Annotated in this window: 14 protein-coding genes; 10 read left to right on the top strand and 4 right to left on the bottom strand. The window is 62.5% G+C overall.

What is annotated here, in order from left to right; genetic code table 11:
- The first annotated feature begins 21 nt into the window (after positions 1 to 21).
- Together gmd and ACFPN2_RS29935 are read left to right on the top strand one after the other, a co-directional pair.
- Positions 22 to 1,119, top strand: coding sequence for a GDP-mannose 4,6-dehydratase (gene gmd, locus ACFPN2_RS29940; protein WP_380603566.1), 1,098 nt, complete (start codon positions 22 to 24; stop codon positions 1,117 to 1,119).
- 10 nt (positions 1,120 to 1,129) lie between these two features.
- Positions 1,130 to 2,092 carry a GDP-mannose 4,6-dehydratase gene (locus ACFPN2_RS29935; RefSeq protein ID WP_380603564.1) on the top strand — a complete coding sequence of 321 codons (963 nt, stop codon included), beginning with the start codon at positions 1,130 to 1,132 and terminating at the stop codon, positions 2,090 to 2,092.
- Here ACFPN2_RS29935 and ACFPN2_RS29930 read toward each other — a convergent pair.
- Together ACFPN2_RS29930 and ACFPN2_RS29925 are read right to left on the bottom strand one after the other, a co-directional pair.
- Positions 2,077 to 2,811 carry a hypothetical protein gene (locus ACFPN2_RS29930; RefSeq protein WP_380603562.1) on the bottom strand — a complete coding sequence of 245 codons (735 nt, stop codon included), beginning with the start codon at positions 2,809 to 2,811 and terminating at the stop codon, positions 2,077 to 2,079. The genes ACFPN2_RS29935 and ACFPN2_RS29930 overlap by 16 nt on opposite strands.
- 7 nt (positions 2,812 to 2,818) lie before the next feature.
- The gene (locus ACFPN2_RS29925; protein ID WP_380603560.1) at positions 2,819 to 4,114 is read right to left on the bottom strand and encodes a class I SAM-dependent methyltransferase; all 1,296 of its coding nucleotides are present in this window, start codon (positions 4,112 to 4,114) and stop codon (positions 2,819 to 2,821) included.
- A gap of 557 nt (positions 4,115 to 4,671) precedes the next feature.
- Between ACFPN2_RS29925 and ACFPN2_RS29920 the strand changes: the two genes are divergently transcribed.
- Complete coding sequence (locus tag ACFPN2_RS29920) at positions 4,672 to 5,346, top strand: putative Ig domain-containing protein (protein WP_380603558.1); 675 nt, start codon at positions 4,672 to 4,674, stop codon at positions 5,344 to 5,346.
- A 78-nt stretch (positions 5,347 to 5,424) separates the two neighbouring features.
- On the opposite strand, the gene bfr is transcribed toward ACFPN2_RS29920, so the two are convergent.
- Together bfr and ACFPN2_RS29910 are read right to left on the bottom strand one after the other, a co-directional pair.
- Positions 5,425 to 5,904 (bottom strand): bacterioferritin, encoded by a 480-nt coding sequence (bfr, locus tag ACFPN2_RS29915; RefSeq protein ID WP_380603556.1) that lies wholly within the window; start codon positions 5,902 to 5,904, stop codon positions 5,425 to 5,427.
- Positions 5,905 to 6,046: 142 nt separating this feature from the next.
- Entirely contained in the window at positions 6,047 to 6,235 is a 189-nt protein-coding gene (locus ACFPN2_RS29910) for a (2Fe-2S)-binding protein (RefSeq protein WP_129777725.1), read from the bottom strand.
- A 311-nt stretch (positions 6,236 to 6,546) separates the two neighbouring features.
- On the opposite strand from ACFPN2_RS29910, the gene ACFPN2_RS29905 reads away from it, so the two are divergent.
- From ACFPN2_RS29905 to ACFPN2_RS29875, 7 genes are all read left to right on the top strand, one after another.
- The gene (locus ACFPN2_RS29905; RefSeq protein ID WP_380603553.1) at positions 6,547 to 7,944 is read left to right on the top strand and encodes a TIGR03013 family XrtA/PEP-CTERM system glycosyltransferase; all 1,398 of its coding nucleotides are present in this window, start codon (positions 6,547 to 6,549) and stop codon (positions 7,942 to 7,944) included.
- 10 nt (positions 7,945 to 7,954) lie between these two features.
- Positions 7,955 to 10,042, top strand: a complete 2,088-nt coding sequence (gene prsK, locus ACFPN2_RS29900) for an XrtA/PEP-CTERM system histidine kinase PrsK (RefSeq protein WP_380603551.1) — start codon at positions 7,955 to 7,957, stop codon at positions 10,040 to 10,042.
- 114 nt (positions 10,043 to 10,156) lie between these two features.
- Positions 10,157 to 11,530: a PEP-CTERM-box response regulator transcription factor gene (gene prsR, locus ACFPN2_RS29895; protein ID WP_380603549.1), complete on the top strand. Its 1,374-nt coding sequence runs from the start codon at positions 10,157 to 10,159 to the stop codon at positions 11,528 to 11,530.
- Position 11,531: 1 nt separating this feature from the next.
- Positions 11,532 to 13,046, top strand: a complete 1,515-nt coding sequence (gene xrtA / locus ACFPN2_RS29890; protein WP_380603547.1) for an exosortase A — start codon at positions 11,532 to 11,534, stop codon at positions 13,044 to 13,046.
- Between the two features lie 13 nt (positions 13,047 to 13,059).
- Positions 13,060 to 15,855 (top strand): XrtA/PEP-CTERM system TPR-repeat protein PrsT, encoded by a 2,796-nt coding sequence (gene prsT / locus ACFPN2_RS29885; protein WP_380603545.1) that lies wholly within the window; start codon positions 13,060 to 13,062, stop codon positions 15,853 to 15,855.
- Positions 15,856 to 16,023: 168 nt separating this feature from the next.
- Positions 16,024 to 16,731: an XrtA/PEP-CTERM system exopolysaccharide export protein gene (locus ACFPN2_RS29880; RefSeq protein WP_380603543.1), complete on the top strand. Its 708-nt coding sequence runs from the start codon at positions 16,024 to 16,026 to the stop codon at positions 16,729 to 16,731.
- A gap of 7 nt (positions 16,732 to 16,738) precedes the next feature.
- On the top strand, positions 16,739 to 18,355 hold the full coding sequence (locus ACFPN2_RS29875; protein ID WP_380603541.1) for an XrtA system polysaccharide chain length determinant: 1,617 nt from the start codon (positions 16,739 to 16,741) through the stop codon (positions 18,353 to 18,355).

Raw genomic sequence — 18,355 nt, 5'->3', positions numbered from 1 at the left:
GGCTCAACTGGATACCTGCTCATGAAACAAAAGACTGCGTTGATCACAGGGATTACCGGCCAGGATGGCGCTTACCTCGCCGAGTTTCTTTTGAAGAAGGGTTATATCGTCCACGGCATTCGCCGCCGGACGTCCTTGTTCAACACCCATCGCATCGATCATTTGTATATGGACGCGCACGAGCCGAATGCGCGGCTGTATCTGCACTATGGAGACATGACGGACAGCAGCAGCCTGATGCGAGTCATCCAGAAGACCCGGCCCGATGAGATTTATAACCTGGCCGCGCAAAGTCACGTCGCGGTGTCGTTCGAAGAGCCCGAGTACACGGCGAACTCCGACGCGCTTGGAACGCTGCGCATTCTCGAAGCCGTGCGCATTCTGGGCATGGAGAAGCGAGTTCGTTTCTATCAGGCCTCGACGTCCGAGCTGTTCGGTCTGGTGCAGGAAATTCCACAGAAGGAGACGACGCCGTTTTATCCGCGTTCTCCGTATGCTGCGGCCAAGTTGTATGCGTACTGGATCACCATCAACTACCGCGAGGCTTACGGCATGTATGCCTGCAACGGTGTGTTGTTCAATCACGAATCGCCGAACCGGGGCGAGACCTTTGTGACGCGAAAGATCACGCGCGGGCTTGCTCGTATCAAATGCGGTCTGCAGGAATGTCTGTATCTCGGCAATCTCAACGCGTTGAGAGATTGGGGGCATGCTCGCGACTACATGGAGGCCGCGTGGTTGATGTTGCAGCAGACGGCGCCGGAGGACTTTGTGGTGGCGACCGGCGAGCAACGCAGCGTTCGTGAGTTTGTCGATGCGGCGGCCGACAACCTGGGGATGAAGATTCGCTGGACCGGCGAGGGCGTCGAGGAGAAGGGCTACGATCGCGCCGGCAACTGCGTGGTCGCAGTCGACCCGCGTTACTTCCGCCCGACCGAAGTGGAAACATTGCTCGGCGATTCCGCGAGGGCGCGGGCGAAGCTGGGATGGATTCCGAAGACGAGCTTCGCCGAACTGGTGGCGGAGATGGTCAAGGAAGATTTGAAGGAAGCGCAATGTGAGGAGTTGTTGAAGCCTCACGGATTCCCGGCCGTGTTTGGATCGCGCATCGCGTCCTGATGCGCTCCGCATGCGGAGGGCACTGATCACCGGGGTCAACGGGCAGGATGGCTCTTATCTTGCGGAGCTCCTGCTCGATCGCGGCTATCGGGTCATCGGGCTGGTGCGCGAGGACGCCGGCGAGCGTCTGGATCGCATTCAGCATATTCGCAGTCAGCTCGAGATCGTTCCGGGCAGCCTGCTGGATGACGCGTTGTTACGGCGGCTGCTCGAGCACCACCAGCCCGATGAGGTCTATAACTTCGCGGCGCGGGCATCGAGCAGTCAGCTGTTGACCGATCCCACGTTGACCGCGGAATACAACGGGCTGGCTGTCGTGCGGATGCTGGAGGCGATCCGGACGGTCAATCCCAAGATTCGTTTTTGCCAGGCCTCCAGCAGCGAGATGTTCGGCACAGTCGCCGAGTCGCCACAGAATGAGCTGACGCCGTTCCGGCCCCGCAATCCTTATGGCGTCGCCAAGTTGTTCGCGCACGGCATGGTCGGGACCTATCGCGAGAACTTCGGCGTGTTCGGCTGCTCGGCCATCCTGTTCAATCACGAGAGCCCGCGGCGCGGACCGGAGTTTGTGACTCGCAAGATTTCGATGAGTGTGGCGCGCATTCGGGCCGGTCTGACTCGCTCGCTGTCGCTCGGGGCGCTCGACGTGACGCGCGACTGGGGCTTCGCGGGCGACTACGTGCGCGCCATGTGGCAGATGTTGCAGGCGGAGGTTGCTGACGACTACGTGGTTGCGACAGGCGTGAGCCATTCGGTGCGCGAGTTTTGCGACCTGGCATTCGATCGCGTGGGCCTCGACTATCGGGCCTATGTTCAAACCGACCCGCTCGTGCGACGGGCGCCGGAGTCGATCCCGTTCCTGGGAGACGCGACCAAGGCGAGGCGGGTGCTGGGATGGCAACCGTCCATGTCGTTCGAGCAGCTCGTGACCATGATGGTCGATGCCGACATCGTCGCTCAGCAAGTGGCATAGCCAAGCACGACCCAGCGCAGCTGATCGACAAACAGTTGGCCATAGCGCGTGGCCGGCCAGGCCGGGCGGTTGCCGAGCTCCGGCGCGAATCCCGCCTGACGCAGCAACGAGCGGGCGTAGGGCAGCCAGCGACCTTTCTCGACCAGATGACGATACGCGATCGGCGGGTCGGCTTTGATCGCGCAGTGGCTCGCTTCATCGTGGGACTGATGCTCGAACTCCCAGATGCTCAGCGGCTGCTCCAGCATCGATAACAAGTGGCGCTTGCGCCAGATCGCGATCTGCAGCGCTGAATAGAAGGGATGGCGCTCGCGAATTCGCTCGATGCCGGGAGCGATTTCCTTGGGCTGCCTGCCTACGGCGCGTGCGAGCAAGGAGCGTCCCATGGGAATGAGCCGTAGATAGTCGAGATTCAGCCGCACGGCATCCTCGACGAGCGCCGCGAGGCGATCCTGATCCACCGGCGCCTGGATCAGGAAGTCGTCCAGCAGCACGATCACGTGATCGTGCTCGAGCTGGGTCAGTTGCTGTTCGAACTCGCGACGCCAATCGGACGGCGGCGCGATGACCGGCCTGCCGACCGGCAGCGGACGATTGCAGGTGTTGAGCCCGACATGGATCGGATAGCGACACGCCGGCCAGAACTTCTGGACCGCTGGCAGCGTGCGCTCGAGGATATCGATGCGGCTGTCGCTACCGCAGACGAAAACGGCAACCACGAACGAGCTATACCCGCGCTTCTTCGCTTGCGGCCCGCGCTGGCTGCGATGTGTCGGAGGGCGCGGTGGTGCGGACCAGTTCCAGTTGCGGTAGCGGGAAGATCAGGTTGTGTCCGAAGTAGCGCGGGTGCTCCACAAAGAAGCCCCTGAAGTGCCACGGCAGGATCAGCAGATAGTCCGGTTGCATGGCCAGCACATCTTGTTCGGAGACGATCGGTAGCAGGCTGCCGGGCGTGAACGCTTCATATTTGTCCGGATTCACTTCGCCGACCCGGGCGATGTCCGCTTCGGTGATCTTGCAGTACTGCAGAAGGACGTTGCCCTTGGTCGATGCGCCGAGCGCGCACACGGTTTTGCCGAAGCGCTTCGCTTCGTCCAGGAACGCGCGCAGGGTGGTTCTGCTGGCGGCGACGCTCTTGGCGAAGTCGTGGAAGGGCTGCAGCGTATTCAGCCCGGTGCGCACTTCCTCATCGAGGATCGCGGCCACCTGCGGGGACTCGGCGTGACGGGAGCCCTGCTTGGCCACCATCAGCGAGAAGCTGCCGCCGTTGATGTCGTTGAACTCGACGTCGATGATTTTGAGATCGAGCCGGTCGGTCATCCATTTGATCTGTTTCAGCGCGTAGTACTCGAGATGCTCGTGGCAGACGGTGTCGTACGAGTTCCGCGCCAGCATCGTCGGCATGTAGCTCTGCTCGAGCACCCAGACGCCGTCGTCGTCGAGCACCTCGGCGATCTCCTTCATGAAGGTCATCGGTTCTTCCAGGTCGTAGAACATGGAGAACGAGGTGACGACGGCCGCTTTGCGCTCGCCGAAGTGCTGGCGGATCGTGGCCGCGGAGAAAAAGTCCGGGATCAGTTGAATGTGCGACGGATAAAACTTCCGGAATTTCGCACCGGTGGGGTCGACGCCGACGAGCGTGCAGCCCCGCGTCGGATACGCCTGCAGAGTCGTGCTGTCGTTGGCGCCGATATCGATGACCAGAGCGTCGTCGGATAGCGTCACGCGCTCCAGAATCCTGCGGACCTTCCCATGCAGGTGCGCCACCATGCTCGAGTTCAGTCCCGAACGGTACCCATAGTTGTCGCCGTACAGCTCGCCGAGATCGTAGGTGTGCTGGAGTTGTAACAATCCGCAGACAGCATCGTCTCCAGTGCATTTCACGAGCTTCAACGGGCCCGCCGTAACCTCCTGCGCCCGCGTTCTTGGGAACACACCCGTGAGCGTTTGAACGCCCAGGTCGAGAACTTCGACCAGCTGCGTGTTCTTGCAAATGCGGCACTCGGAGATCTGTCGGTACATGAATCCGCTCCTTGGTTCTAATGCCCTGCCTAATTGGACTGGATGCGCCGTGCGCTCAACCGCGCTCGCGCGCCAGCGGCGGGGGAGGGAAGAAGCGCTTGAATGGCGGCGCTTTTGTGGGGCGGGCGGGGGAGTGTCGGTCGAGAGACTTGTGGCGTGAATCGGCCCGGGCTCAGGCAGCGAATAACCCGTCAGGCCCGGTCCTAAGGGCCGGTCTCAGCGCGCACGACGTCACACTGTCTGCGTTCGCCTACAAAGGCCTGATTCCTTGGGAATCAGCGATTTATAAAAAGGGCTTGAAGTCCTCTGGCCGGAAACTGTCCCTCTTTAGCGACGAATGGCCCGGGTTCCATCCCTGCCGAAAAATTATAGTTACAAGGTAAGTAGCTGATTCAGCAGTGCCCCGCAGCAGCTGGCACAGGACTTGTTATTACTCCCGCATGCCCTCGCCGTGCTTCGGCACGTGCGAGTCTCAGCTCCAGATATCGAAATAGATATCAAAGACTTACAGCGGAAACGCGCGGCCAGCCGTGCGGTGACCGCCACAGTGGAGAATCATGCGACGTACTTACTTTCCGGGATTTTTAGCCGGCTGCCTCCTCCTCACCTCTGTAGTGCTGACCGGTTGCGGCGGCGGCGGTGGTGGTGACTCTTCCAGCAACGTGAACCCGCCGACCAGCTCCACCAACGCTGCGCCGACGATCACAGGTACGCCGGGCTCGACCGCCGTGGTCGGCCAGGCTTATAGCTTCCAGCCCTCGGCGGCTGATTCGAACGGCGATGCCTTGACGTTCTCGCAGAGCAATCTGCCGAGCTGGATGACCTTCAATGCCCAGACCGGCCGGATCACCTTCACGCCGACGGCGGCCCAGGTGGGCTCTTACGCCAACATCACCGTGACGGTTTCGGACGGTACCGCGAGCGCGGTGCTCGGACCCTTCACGATCGCCGTGAACGATGTGGCCAGTGCCAGCGGCAGCGCGACGCTGTCGTGGACGCCGCCGACTCAGAACTCGGATGGTACGAACCTGGGCAATCTCGCCAGCTATCGAGTGATGTACGGGCGCACGTCCGCCAACCTCGATCAGACGGCGAACGTGGATAACCCCTCGATCAACCGCTATGTGGTGGAGAACCTGAGCTCCGGCACCTGGTACTTCGCGGTGGTGGCGGTGAATTCGGCGGGTGTGGCCAGCCAGTTGTCGAATACGGCCAGCAAGACGATCAGTTAATCGGACCTGTTGAGCGAACCGAACGGGCGGTCGCGACCCCAGGATGTGCTGGGTGTCGGGGCCGCCCGTTTCTTTTGATCAATCCTCGTCCGTCTCCATCTGCGACTGGCAGTAGTTCTGAATGCCGACGCGCTTGATCAGGTCGAGCTGAGTCTCCAGCCAGTCGATGTGCTCTTCCTCGGATTCGAGGATGTCCTCGAACAGCTCGCGCGACACGTAATCGGACACCTTCTCGCAATCGGCGATGGCGGCGCGCAGATCGGGATGCGCCTGCATCTCCAGCTTCAGATCGCAGTTCAGCGCTTCCTCGACGTTCTCGCCGATCAGCAGCTTGCCGAGGTCCTGCAGATTGGGCAGACCGTCCAGGAACAGGATGCGCTTGATGAGCTTGTCGGCATGCTTCATCTCATCGATGGATTCTTTATAGGTGTACTCGCCGAGCTTTTTCAGGCCCCAATGCTCGAACATGCGGGCGTGCAAGAAATACTGGTTGATGGCCGTCAGCTCGTTCTTCAGAACGACGTTGAGATGACGCAAAACCGTTGCGTGACCCTGCATGTGTGCTCCTTCCGACTCGAATGAATGACAAATCAGCCGCGAATGGTGGAGGAGCGACGCGGAACGAGGCAACTGCGCGTCAGCGCAGCACCACGAGAGGGGAGACGGATTGACGAATTACCGCGAGAATACGCGGGTCGGCTCAGGCGGCAACGGGACGATTCGCAGATTCGATATGAGACTCAATCACTTCTCGCGCAGAATCTTCGCATCGACCGCAGCAGCTCGCGACCGGGAGGCGCATTTGGACATCCAGCAACGACGCGGCGCCTTTATCGACGGCTTCGCGGATCTGACGATCGCTGATGGCGTGGCATACACAGATGTACATGTTCGGGCTCTCGATCCTGGCGACTGGCGTGAGTCGCACCGATTGGCCATCATGTAAATATAAATGCGAATGATTGTCAATTGACGACTCCTCTTACAGCACGCCGGCCGTCGCCCACGGTCTATCTCCGGGGCTTTTGGCCAGGGTGGGACGGGGTCGTGGATTTGACAGTAGCGCCTGTGACTGCCTTCACGCGGTTGGTGAGGGTGAGATGACTAGACTTACGGCCGCTGGTGCACCGCAGGCAACTCGCGCTCAATAGCCGGCCGGACCTTAGGACCGATCAGCAGCGAACAAGGCTCGAATAACGCGTGGCGATTCGAATTTTTCAACACTATTGGCACCTGCACCTGGCCGTTCTCGCGGTTATTGAAGGTGTGATCTTCTTTTTCGCGCCCTATGCGGCGGCCTATCTGCGCTTCAACTCGCAGCCGTTGGCCGAAGAGATGCTGGGGCCCATGCTGCCTCGCGGGGTGGTTTTCGCCGCGGTGCTGTTCATCAGCATGGCCGCGATGGGCCTGTACAACTCGCGCCAGCGCTCGCGCCTGGCCGGGCTGATCGCGCGGGTTGCCGCCAGCGTGTTCGGCGGCGCCATGTTCATCACCATCCTGTTCTATCTGTTCCCCGACCTGCATATCGGTCGCGGCGCGCTGCTGATCAGCCTGGTCATCGCTTTCGGCGGCTCGGTGATCGCGCGCATCGTGTTCGACACGCTGGTCGATGAGGACCTGTTCAAGCGTCGCGTGCTGGTCTATGGCTCGGGCCGACGGGGCGCCAGCATCGCTCGGTTGCGCCGCCGCTCGGATCGTCGCGGTTTCGTGGTCGTCGGCTATGTGCCGGCGGAAGGGGACGAGGGCTCCGAGGTGCCGGAGAACGAGAAGTTGCCGACCACGGTCGACCTGCTCACCTTGTGCGAGAAGCATCGGGTCGATGAGATCGTGGTGGCGATGGACGATCGCCGCCGCCGCTTCCCCATGGATCAGTTGCTCGAGTGCCGGCTGGAAGGCGTCGACATCCTGGAGCTGGTGTCGTTCCTGGAGCGCGAGACCGGCAAGGTGCGCCTGGACCTGCTCAATCCGAGCTGGATGATTTTCTCCGAAGGCTTCGGGCGCGGTCGGATCCACGACACGCTGGAGCGGGCCTTCGACATTCTGGCGAGCTTTGCACTGCTGGTGGTCGCCGCGCCGATCATGGTCGTGACCGCGCTGGCCATCAAAATCATGGAAGGCCCGAAGGCCTCCATCTTCTATCGCCAGGTGCGTGTCGGGCAGTACGGCCGGCCGTTCCGGCTGTTGAAGTTCCGAAGCATGCGCGAGGACGCTGAGAAGGACGGCGCGCAGTGGGCGCAGAAGAACGATTCGCGCGTCACGCCGATCGGCGCGTTCACCCGGCTCACGCGCATCGATGAGCTGCCGCAGATCTTGAACGTGCTGCGCGGGGAGATGAGCTTCGTCGGTCCGCGCCCCGAGCGTCCCGAGTTCGTCGGCCAACTCGAGGAGCGTATCCCGTATTATCGCGAGCGTCACACCATCAAGCCGGGCATCACCGGGTGGGCGCAACTTTGCTATCCGTATGGATCCTCCGAGCAGGACGCGATCGAAAAACTGCAATACGATCTGTTCTACGTCAAGAACCACAGCCTGCTGTTCTATCTGGCCATCCTGGTACAGACGGTGGAAGTGATCGTGTGGAGAAAAGGCGCGCGTTGAGAGTCCCTGAATGAATGCGTTCGGTATTGCCAGCTATGGCATAGCGGCGCTGAGCTTTCTGGTGCTGACCCTCCTGCTGATCACGGCCTGGCGCGGTCGGCAGCAGGGTGGGCACCTCATCGTTGCCAGCGCGGTCACGGCCCTGTGGGCCGGGATTCTGGCTGTGCAGAGCTATACCGGCCACGTGCCGGTGCTCGTCATCTATCTCGCCGAAGCGATTCGCGGCGGCGCCTGGTTGCTCGCCCTGGTCGCAGTGGCAGGCATCGCGGCTCCCACCTGGCTCGCGATAGCGGCGCGCGGACTCTGCGTGCTGTTGCTGGCGGCGGCCGTCGTGCTTCCGGTGCTGGAGCACTATGGCGTCGCGATGGTCAACCCGACGCTGCTGCTGTCTCGTGCGGGGCTGGCGGTCGCATTGCTGGCGTTGATCCTGCTCGAGCAGATCTATCGCAATTCCTCGCAGGTCGCGCGCCGGTCGCTCAAGTACTTCATCATCGGCGTGGGCACCTTGTTCGCCTACGATCTGTTCCTGTATTCGCAGACCGAACTGCTGCACGCCGTGTCCATCGATGCCTGGACCTCGCGCGGCATCTTGAACGCCTTTGCGATGCCCTTGATCGCCGTCGCCGCGCGTCGCAATCCCGAGTGGTCGCTGGACGTGTTCGTGTCGCGCCAGATTGTTTTCTATACGACGACGGTGCTGGTCATCGGCTCGTATCTCACGGTGATGGCGCTGGGCGGGCTGTATGTCCGCGAGATTGGCGGCGCCTGGGGCAATGTCGGTCAGATCGTGTTCTTCGCCGGCGCCGTCGTGGTCCTTGCCAGCCTGGTCACGTCGGCGGCGCTGCGGCGGCACGCGCGCGTCTTCATCAGCAAGCACTTCTACCGCAACAAGTACGACTATCGCATCGAGTGGCTGCGCTTCATCCGCACGCTGTCCTCGACCGATGAGGAGGATGTGGGCCGGACCGCGTTGCGCTCCATTGCGCAGATCTTCACCAGTCCCGGTGGGTTTCTGTTCCTGCGCGATGAGACCGGCAAGAAGTTCCTGCCGTATGCGGCCTGGCCGATGAGCATCGACTCGTTGGGTCTGCCGGCGAGCCTTTCGGCGGACGACGACCTGCCGCAGTTTCTGGCCGGCAAGCAATGGATCATCGACACGGAGGAATTCCGCCGCGCGCCGGATTTCTACGGCAACATCGCCATGCCGCCCTGGCTGCTCGACAAGGAGCAGCTGCGCATCGTCTCGCCGATGCTGCAATTGGATCGGCTGGTGGGCTTCGTGGTGTTGTACGATCCGCCACCGCCGTTCGAACTGACCTACGAAGATCGCGACTTGCTGAAGACCCTGGGCCGCCACGTGGCCACCCATATCGCGCAACAGGATGCGGACCGTCGCCTGGCCGAAAGCCGGCAATTCGAGGCCTACAACCGGCTGACCGCGTTCATGATGCACGACCTGAAGAACTCGGTGGCGCAGCTGAAGCTCATCGTGGCCAATGCGCCGCGCCACAAGCACAAGCCGGAATTCATCGACGACGCGATGGAGACCATCGCCAATGCGGCCGATCGCATGACCAAGTTGATCGAGCAGCTGCGGGGCTCGACCTCGGCCGACCGTCACGTCGCCGCCGATTTGCGCGAGCTGGCTCAGCAGGCCGTCGCGCGCTGCAGCTATCGCGCGCCCAAGCCGCAATTGCAGGCGGGGCCGCCCACGATGGTCATGGCGAACGCCGAGCGGCTGTCGGTGATCATCGAGCACATCATCCGCAATGCGCAGGACGCCACCAGCGAGACAGGCTCGGTGTCGGTGAGCATCGGACAGAATGGCCGCGAGGCCGAGCTTCTGGTGGAAGATACCGGCGCGGGCATGGATGCGGACTTCATCCGCAATCGCCTGTTCCGTCCGTTCGACAGCACCAAGGGGGCCAAGGGCATGGGTATCGGGGCCTACCAGGTGCGTGAATACATCCGTTTGCTGGGAGGGGACGTGGAAGTGCAGAGCAGTCCCGGACAGGGCACCCGCTTTGCGGTTAGCCTTCCGCTTTCTCAGGGCCAGGACGCGACCGCGGCCGCGCCGAACAGCAACGCCGTGGTTTAAATTTGCAGGGCACAGGACGTGCCCCGCCGCCGAAGGTGGCGAGCGAGCAGCAAAAGTCGCGCCTTTTGTTGCTCGCGCGAGGGTCGTGGCAGGATGCCCGATCCCTCGCAATAAATGAGGAGAGGAAGAATCGTGAGCGAAGACAAGCCTAAACTGCTGATCGTCGAAGACGACCTCGGTTTGCAAAAGCAGCTGAAGTGGTGCTTCGATGAGCATGAGGTGCTGATTGCGGGCACCCGTGCCGAAGCGCTCGCACAGCTGCGCCGGTTCGAGCCGCCGGTGGTGCTGCAGGATCTCGGCCTGCCGCCCGATCCGGAAGGCGTCAATGAAGGCATGCAGACGCTGCGTGAGACGCTGAGCCTCGCGCCAGGCACGAAAGTCATCGTCGTCACCGGCAACAACGATCGCGACAACGCCGTGCGCGCCGTCTCGCTCGGTGCCTATGATTTTTATCAGAAGCCCGTCGACACCGACGTGCTGCGACTGATCGTCAGCCGCGCGTTCCATATTCACGCGCTGGAAAATCAGAACCGTCAGCTGCAGGAAGCGCAGTTCACCGCGCCGTTCGAAGGCATGATCGCCACCGACGATGCGATGCTCAAAGTCCGGCGCATGATTGAGAAGGTCGCGCCCGCCGCGGTGTCGGTCCTGATTCTCGGCGAGAGCGGCACGGGCAAGGAACTGATCGCCCGCGCCATTCACAAGCAGAGCGGCCGTCGCGACGGCAAGTTCGTCGCCATCAATTGCGCCGCCATTCCGGAGCAACTGCTCGAAAGCGAATTGTTCGGTTACGAGAAGGGCGCGTTCACCGGCGCCGTGAAACAGACCATCGGCAAGGTGGAGCTGTCGAGCGGTGGCACGCTGTTCCTCGATGAGATCGGCGACATGCCGCTGGCGCTGCAGGCGAAGCTGCTGCGCTTCCTGCAGAACCACGTCATCGAGCGCGTCGGCGGCCGGCAGGAGATTCCGGTCGACGTGCGGGTCGTGTGCGCGACCAACAAGAATGTGAAGCAGCTGATCACGGAACAACGCTTCCGTGAAGATTTGTATTTCCGGATCGGCGAAGTGACCATCGATGTGCCGCCGCTGCGCGAGCGCCGGGGCGCGCCGACCGTGCTCGCTCATGCGATGTTGCGTAAGTTCGGCGGCATGCATGGCCGTCCGAAGCGCGGCTTCACTGAGGAAGCGACCGCGGCCCTCGAGGCCTATTCGTGGCCGGGCAACGTGCGTGAGCTGGAGAATCGGGTCAAGACTGCAATGATCATGGGCGAGGGCTCGTTGCTCACCGCCGAAGATCTGCATCTGAAAGAAAGCGTCGACGGCGAGCTGCTGTTCAATCTGAAAGAAGTGCGCACGCGCGCCGAGCGGCAAGCGATTCGTCAGGCGCTGTCCATCACGGAAGGCAATATCTCGCGCACCTCTGAGCTGCTCGGTGTCAGCCGGCCGACGCTCTATGACTTGATGGATAAGTACGGCATCGCCCACTGAGATGGTGACGCCCGGCCTGTCGTCGACGGATGCGACGACGCTCGCCCTCGATCCTCGCGCCGTCGCCCGCAACCGCAACCTGCGTGCGGTCGGCGCGATGGCGCTGCTCGTGCTCGGGTTCCTGCTGTTCTGGCCGACCACCGCTTCGTTGATCGAGCAGTGGGAAGACACGATCCGCCGCTCGTACACGCACGGTTATCTGATCGTCGCGATGAGCTTGTGGTTGCTATGGAAGAATCGTGGCGACTGGGCGCAGGTCGAGATTCAGCCCAGTGTCCTGGCGTGCGTTGCTGTCATCGCGGCCAGCGTCGTGTGGCTGATCGCTTATCGCGCCGGCATTCGTATCGCGCATCAGGCGCTGTTGCCCGCGATGATCTTCGGCGCGTTCATCGCAGCCTATGGATTCCAAGCAGCCCGCCGTAACTGGCTGCCGTTCGCATTTCTGTATTTCGCGGTCCCGCTGTGGGACGCGATCAATCCGCTGCTGCAATCGCTGTCGAGCTGGGCAGTTCGGATGTTATTGCGGACCGTGGGGATTCCGGTGTTCTTCGCGGGGAACACCTTCACATTGCCTGAAGGATCGCTCGAGATCGCCGGCGGCTGCAGCGGACTGCACTTCTTGATCGTTGGAATCGCCATCGCCGTGCTGTACGGCGAGATCAATCGCGACTCGGTGTGGACGCGCGTCAAGCTGGTGGCATTGGCGGCGCTGCTCGCGCTGCTGACCAACTGGATTCGCATTTTCATCATCGCCGTCGCTGGACATGTAACGAACATGCAGCACTATTTCGTGACCAAGGAGCATTACAGCTTCGGCTGGGTGATGTTCGTGGGCACGATGGTGATCTACTTCTGGATCGTGCGTCGCTGGCCGGCGGCGCCCGAGCAAGTGCCCGAAGCCGAGTCTGTTCCCAAGAGCGGTCCGGTGTCGTGGCGGGGCGCGTCGCTTGCGGCGGTCAGCCTGTTGGTGGCGCCGGTGTGGCTGCTCGCGGATCACAACACGATTCCGACGGATCGGTTGCCTCGCTTGCTGCCAACGGCGCTCGCCGGTTGGTCGGCGCAGCCGAGTGTTCGCGATGATTGGCAGCCGGTATTTGCCGGCGCCGATGTGACACAGCGAGCGCGCTACTCGAAGGACAGCGACACGATCGAAGGGTTCGCCGCGCTCTATGCCGATCAGCATCAAGGCAAGGAGCTGGTGTCTTTCACCAACTCAGTGACGGGCGAGAGCTTGACGACGCGTCGTCGAGGGACGGGGCAGGGCGAATGGACGGAGCTGGAAGCGACCGACTCGCGCGGCGATCTCTGGATGCTCTGGTATGCCTATCGTCTCGACGATCGCTGGTATCGTCAGACCGTGCCCATGCAGGTTCAGTACGGCGTCAAATCGTTGCTATCGGCGCCGTTGTCGGCGGTCGTCGCCTTCAGAACACCATGTCAGCGTGAGGACTGCGCCGCCGCGCGCGTTGTTTTACGCGATGTGACGACGAGCCTCGCGTCCAGCGACGCGCGCTAATCGGGAGCAGGAGATGTTGAAGATCCGCACGTTGATGGTGAGCTGCGTGCTCGGCGCGATGCTGCTGACGACGGCCGGTTGTGACTTTCTCGTCAGCCCCGAGCAGCGCTACGAGCGTGCGCAATCCGCGGTCGCCGAGGGCGACTATCGACGCGCGCTGGTCGAACTGAAGAACGCTCTGCAGAAGGACCCCGACCTGCTCGAGGCCCGCGCGTTGCTGGCCGAGGTTGCGTTGTGGCTGGGCGACCCCACCAACGCTGAAGCCGAGCTCAACAAGCTGCCCAAGCCGGCCGGCGCCGATCCGCACCTCGAGCTGCGGGTCCGTATCGACCTCGCGCTGGGGCGCTTTGCTCCAGCGCTGGAGAAGCTTTCGGCGGCATCGTCAGATCAGATCAAACCGGCCCGTGCCGACTTGTATCGCGGCTTTGCTTTGCAGGGGCTGGGTAGAACCGCTGAGGCTCAGCAGGCGTTTCGTGCGTCGGCCGCGGCCGATTCGACATTGATCGATGCTCAGGTCGGCATCGTCGACACGCTGGCGGCGCAGGGCGATGCACCGGGCGCTCTGGCGCTCGCGACTCAACTCACCGAGCAACATCCGCAGTCCGCGCTCGCGTGGTACTCGCAAGGCGCGATTCTCGCTCGCGCCAGCAAGACGGAAGAGGCCGAGAAGGCGCTGCTCAGGGCGAAGGGACTGGCGGAGAAGCAGCTCGAAGCGACGCGTCAGGTATCGCTGCTGTCGACACTGATCGAGATGCAGTTGGTTGCCCGTCACATCGATGCCGCCCGCACCAATCTCGACGCGATGAATCGGGTTGCCGCCGGCTCGCCGTTGGCGGCACTGATGTCGGCTCGCGTTTCCATGGCGACCAACGATTATCTGGCCGCCGCCAGCAGTCTGCGTCGGCTGGTGAACGCCGCTCCGCAATTTACTCAAGCGCGCTATCTGCTCGGCGTCACGCTGGTCGCGCAAGGCAATCTGGAGCAGGCGAGCCAGGAGCTGAGTCAGGTCGTGCAACAGGCGCCGCAGAATCTCGAAGCGCGGCAGCTGCTCGCGCAGGTGCGCATGCGCCTGCAGGATCCTGATGGCGCGCTACGAGTGCTGGTGCCAGCGATCGAGACGAACGCCGATGACTCGCGGCTGACCAATTTGTTTGAAGGTGCACGCGTCGCCGCCGGCGCCGACAAACAAACCATCGAGACGTTGGAAAAGGCGCTGAACGACGCGCCGAATAGTCGCGGGCTGCAGATTCAGCTGGCGGGTGCCTATCTGCAAGCGGGCGCTGCGGACAAGGCTGTCGCGTTGCTGCGTCGTGGAGAGAGCGATCCGAAGATCGATCCGCGTCGCGAAGCGCTGTTGATCCAGGCGATTTCTGTCGCGCAGGGCCCCGCCGCCGCGCGTACTCAAGTTCAAACTCTGCTGAACAAATACGGCACCGAGCCCGCCGCGGTGGGAATCGCGGCAGGGTTCTATGCGCGTGCCGGCGAGCTCGATAAGGGGCGCGCGTTGCTCAACGACGCGCTCGCGAAGAATCCCAAACAGCCCGAGCTGCTGTTTGCACTGGCCCGCGTCGAATGGACCGCGCGCCGTGCCGATGCGGCACGAGCAGCCTTGCAGCGCTTGATCGATCTCGATCCGAACAACACTGGCGCGCAGCTCGCGATGGTCGAAGTGGAGCTCGCGCAAGGCAATCAGGCCGGGGCGACGAGCCGCCTCGAAGCGCTTCACAAAGCCAATCCGAAAGCCGTCGAGCCGCCGATGATGCTGGCGCGAATGGCGCTCGCGAAGGACGATGCCAAGCGCGCCGACGAATTCATCAATGCGGCCGTTCAGGCTTCATCGAAGCGCGGCGACGTGCTGAACGCCGCGGGCTTGCTCTATCTCGAGAGCGGCCGCTTCGATCAGGCGCAGGCGATGTTCAAGGACGGCACGGCAAGCGATGCGGGCAATCCGTTGCTGTGGTTGAACCTGGGACGCGCGCAACTGGGATTGAATCAACGCGGGCCGGCGCGCGAGTCGCTGGAAAAAGCGCTGATCTTGCAGCCGGAGTGGCTGCCGGCCATCGGCGCGCTGGCGTTCCTCGAGGTGCAGGAAGGTAATGGCAGCGCGGCCTTGAGTCGCATCGAAGCATTGAAACAAACGCGCCCGAACAATCCGCAATTGCTGGCGTTGGAAGGCGAGGTCTACACCGTTCTGCAGAAGTATCCGGAAGCCTCGCAGGCCTACGAAGCAGCCGCGGCGATCCGGCCAGCGCCGGAGTTGGCGACCAAGATTTTCCAGGTGCGCAGTGCCGGCAAGTTGCCGAACGCGCTCGAGCCGCTGGAGCGCTGGTCGCGCGAGCATCCGGATGATCTGTCGTTCCGCGCCTTGCTGGCCGATGCATATATCAAGAGCGGCGAGGCCAAGCAGGCGATCGCGCAGTACGAGCAAATCGTGCAACGTCAGCCGAAGCATGTGCCTTCGTTGAACAACCTGGCGTGGCTGTATCACGAGCAACGGGACCCACGGGCACTCGCGACTGCCCGTCAGGCTCATCAACTTGCGCCCAAAGTCCCCGCTATCATGGACACGCTCGGTTGGATCCTGGTCGACTCGGGCCAGGCCGCCGAGGGCTTGCCGTTGCTCGAACAGGCGGCGGCTGCGACGAGCGCATCGGCCGATATCAAGTATCACTACGCCGCAGCTCTGGCTCGCACGGGAGCGAAGGCTCAGGCCAGGGAACAGCTGACGCAGCTGCTCGCCGGTCAGTCGACCTTCGACAACCGCGCCGCGGCCCAGCGTCTGTTAACGGAACTGGGCGGGCAGGAGTAGCGCGGCAGTATCGCAAGCGCGTGCTACGTCACGGTTTTAAGGGCTATTCCGGTGGGTTTGGGGGCTTTTCTGTTAGGCTACCGCCGCTGTGATGCATGCATGACGTGAGCCGTACTGCAGTCGCTGGGCGTGGCGACCCTCTGCCACCTTTCACTTGTGACGAATCGAATGCAGAAGCAATTTTCGGCGCTCAACTTCGTGGCCATGTTGATGTTTTTCTGGGCCACGAGTGTTTGGAGCCAAGCGAACAAGCCTCCCACAGCCAGCCCCGCGCCGGCCACCCAGCCGAGCCAAGCCGCCCAAAGTGTCAAACCTGCCGACACTCAACCGCCGGCCACACAACAGATGCCCCAGATGGCGACCAGCTCGGTCGCGCCGGATTACCGCATCGGCCCCGGCGATACATTGCAGATATTCGTGTGGCGCAATCCCGAGCTCACACAGACCGTGCCGGTGCGTCCGGACGGCAAGATTTCCACGCCGCTGGTCGAAGACATGATCGCCGTCGGCAAAACGCCTTCTCAACTGGCGCGCGATATCGAAGTCGTGCTGGCTGAATATATTCGCTCGCCGCAGGTGAACGTGATCGTCACCAACCCGGTCAGCGCGTTCAGCCAGGTGAAAGTCATCGGGCAGGTGACCACGCCGCAATCGCTGCCGTATCGCGAAGGCATGCGTGTGCTCGATGCGATTCTCGCGGCGGGCGGGCTCACGGAATTTGCGGCTGGCAATCGCGGCAAGATTGTCCGAAAAGTCGATGGCAAGGACACCGAGCTGCGTGTCAAGGTCGACGACCTCGTGAACAAAGGTGCGATGAATCAGAACCTGGAGCTCAAGCCAGGGGACGTGATCGTCGTGCCGCAATCCTTCTTCTGAGCACACCATGCAGGCACTGATCGATCAGGTTTCGAACGAGCTGCGCGGCGCCTGGCGCTTCCGGCGCTATGCGCTGGCGGTGGCGTGGGGCGTCTGTCTGTTCGGCTGGTTCGTGGTGTTCACGATCCCGGACAGCTATCAGTCCAATGCCCGCGTCAACGTCGATACGCGCACGGCGTTGAGCAAGGCCGTCGACGGCCTGGTTGTGAACATGGACGTGGAGTCGCAGTTGAACCTGGTGCGTCAGGCGTTGCTGGGCCGGGCGAACCTCGAGAAGGTCGCGCAGCAGGCGGGCCTCGATGTCACGGCGCGCACGGGGCCGGAGCGCGAAGCTCTGCTCAACAGCATCATGGCTCGCGTCGAAGTCGCGCTCGAGCCGCCGATGACTCGCGATCCGCGCATCCCGAATACATTGTTCCGTATTTCCTTCACCGACCACGATCGCCAGACCGCGTTGAAAGTGGTCGACATGCTGCTCAACTCGTTCGTCGAAGACACGATCGGCTCGGACCGTAACGGTACCGCGTCCGCGCAGCGCTTCTTGAAGGAGCAGTTGACCGACTACGGCCGTCGTCTCGCCGAGGCCGAAAATCAGCTGGCCGAGTTCAAGAAAAAGAACCTGGGTCTGGTGCCGGGCGATGAGGGCGGTTATTTCGCGCGTCTGACCACCGAGACGCAGGAAGTGAAACGGCTGCAGAGTCAGCTGTCCGTGGCCAACAGCCGTCGCGCCGAATTGCAGCGTCAGCTGCGCGGCGAGACGCCGTTCGTGCCGCCGACCGAGACCGGTGCCACCGGCAGTCGCTCGTCGAACGGCGTGACCTCCGGCCCGCAAGACACCGCCACTCGTATTCAGGAAACGCAATCGCGTCTGGACGATCTGCTGCTTCGTTACACCGAGAAGCATCCTGAAGTCATCGCGACCAAAGAAACATTGGATGCGCTGAAGGCACGTCAGCAGGAAGAGCTGGCGGCGCTGCGCCGGGGCGATCCGGGCGCCGCTGCGGTGGCGAATGCCTCGAGCAATCCGGTGTATCAGAGCATTCAAACGACACTGAACGCCGCCGACGTGGAAATCGCCGCGCTGCGCAGTCAGCTGTCCGATCATCAGCGCAACGAGAGCGAGCTGCGGCGTCTGGTCGATACCGCGCCGGAAGTTGAAGCCGAGTACGCTCGCCTGACGCGTGACTACACGGTCACACGCACGCAGTACAACAGCTTGTTGGAGCGTTTAGAGAAGGCGCGTCTGTCCGGCGATGCGGAGCAGACCGGCGTGGTGAAATTCAACATCGTCGATCCGCCGAGCGCGAGCTTCAAGCCGACGTTCCCGAATCGCCCCTTGTTCCTGCTCGCGGTGTTCGTGGTAGGTATCGGTGCCGGCTGCGCGGTCGCCTATGTGATGCATATGATGCGACCGGTGTTCTCGACCAGCCGCGCGCTGGCCGACATGACCGGTTTGCCGGTGCTCGGCTCGGTCACTCGCAGCTGGGTTGAGAAGTATCAGGCTCAGTTGCGCCGAGGGATGGTGCGTTATGCCGCCGCCGCGGCGGCCCTGTTCGTCGTATTCATCGTGGTTGTGGTCGTGCAGCAGCCTGCGTCGCGCCTGCTGCGTCAGATGTTGGGCTAA

Origin of the sequence: Steroidobacter flavus (genome assembly GCF_042651805.1) — a bacterium.
Lineage (GTDB): Bacteria > Pseudomonadota > Gammaproteobacteria > Steroidobacterales > Steroidobacteraceae > Steroidobacter > Steroidobacter flavus.
Note: the sequence above shows the minus strand (reverse complement) of the source record. Positions and strands in the feature narration are given on the sequence as shown.

What these genes read in the sequence shown, in the direction of transcription:
- prsR (WP_380603549.1), top strand. Translation starts at nt 10,157, where the DNA reads ATGAGGAGAGGAAGAATCGTGAGCGAAGACAAGCCTAAACTGCTGATC.
- ACFPN2_RS29910 (WP_129777725.1), bottom strand. Translation starts at nt 6,235, where the DNA reads ATGTACATCTGTGTATGCCACGCCATCAGCGATCGTCAGATCCGCGAA.
- ACFPN2_RS29920 (WP_380603558.1), top strand. Translation starts at nt 4,672, where the DNA reads ATGCGACGTACTTACTTTCCGGGATTTTTAGCCGGCTGCCTCCTCCTC.
- xrtA (WP_380603547.1), top strand. Translation starts at nt 11,532, where the DNA reads ATGGTGACGCCCGGCCTGTCGTCGACGGATGCGACGACGCTCGCCCTC.
- gmd (WP_380603566.1), top strand. Translation starts at nt 22, where the DNA reads ATGAAACAAAAGACTGCGTTGATCACAGGGATTACCGGCCAGGATGGC.
- ACFPN2_RS29925 (WP_380603560.1), bottom strand. Translation starts at nt 4,114, where the DNA reads ATGTACCGACAGATCTCCGAGTGCCGCATTTGCAAGAACACGCAGCTG.
- bfr (WP_380603556.1), bottom strand. Translation starts at nt 5,904, where the DNA reads ATGCAGGGTCACGCAACGGTTTTGCGTCATCTCAACGTCGTTCTGAAG.
- ACFPN2_RS29880 (WP_380603543.1), top strand. Translation starts at nt 16,024, where the DNA reads ATGCAGAAGCAATTTTCGGCGCTCAACTTCGTGGCCATGTTGATGTTT.
- ACFPN2_RS29875 (WP_380603541.1), top strand. Translation starts at nt 16,739, where the DNA reads ATGCAGGCACTGATCGATCAGGTTTCGAACGAGCTGCGCGGCGCCTGG.
- ACFPN2_RS29935 (WP_380603564.1), top strand. Translation starts at nt 1,130, where the DNA reads ATGCGGAGGGCACTGATCACCGGGGTCAACGGGCAGGATGGCTCTTAT.
- prsK (WP_380603551.1), top strand. Translation starts at nt 7,955, where the DNA reads ATGAATGCGTTCGGTATTGCCAGCTATGGCATAGCGGCGCTGAGCTTT.
- prsT (WP_380603545.1), top strand. Translation starts at nt 13,060, where the DNA reads ATGTTGAAGATCCGCACGTTGATGGTGAGCTGCGTGCTCGGCGCGATG.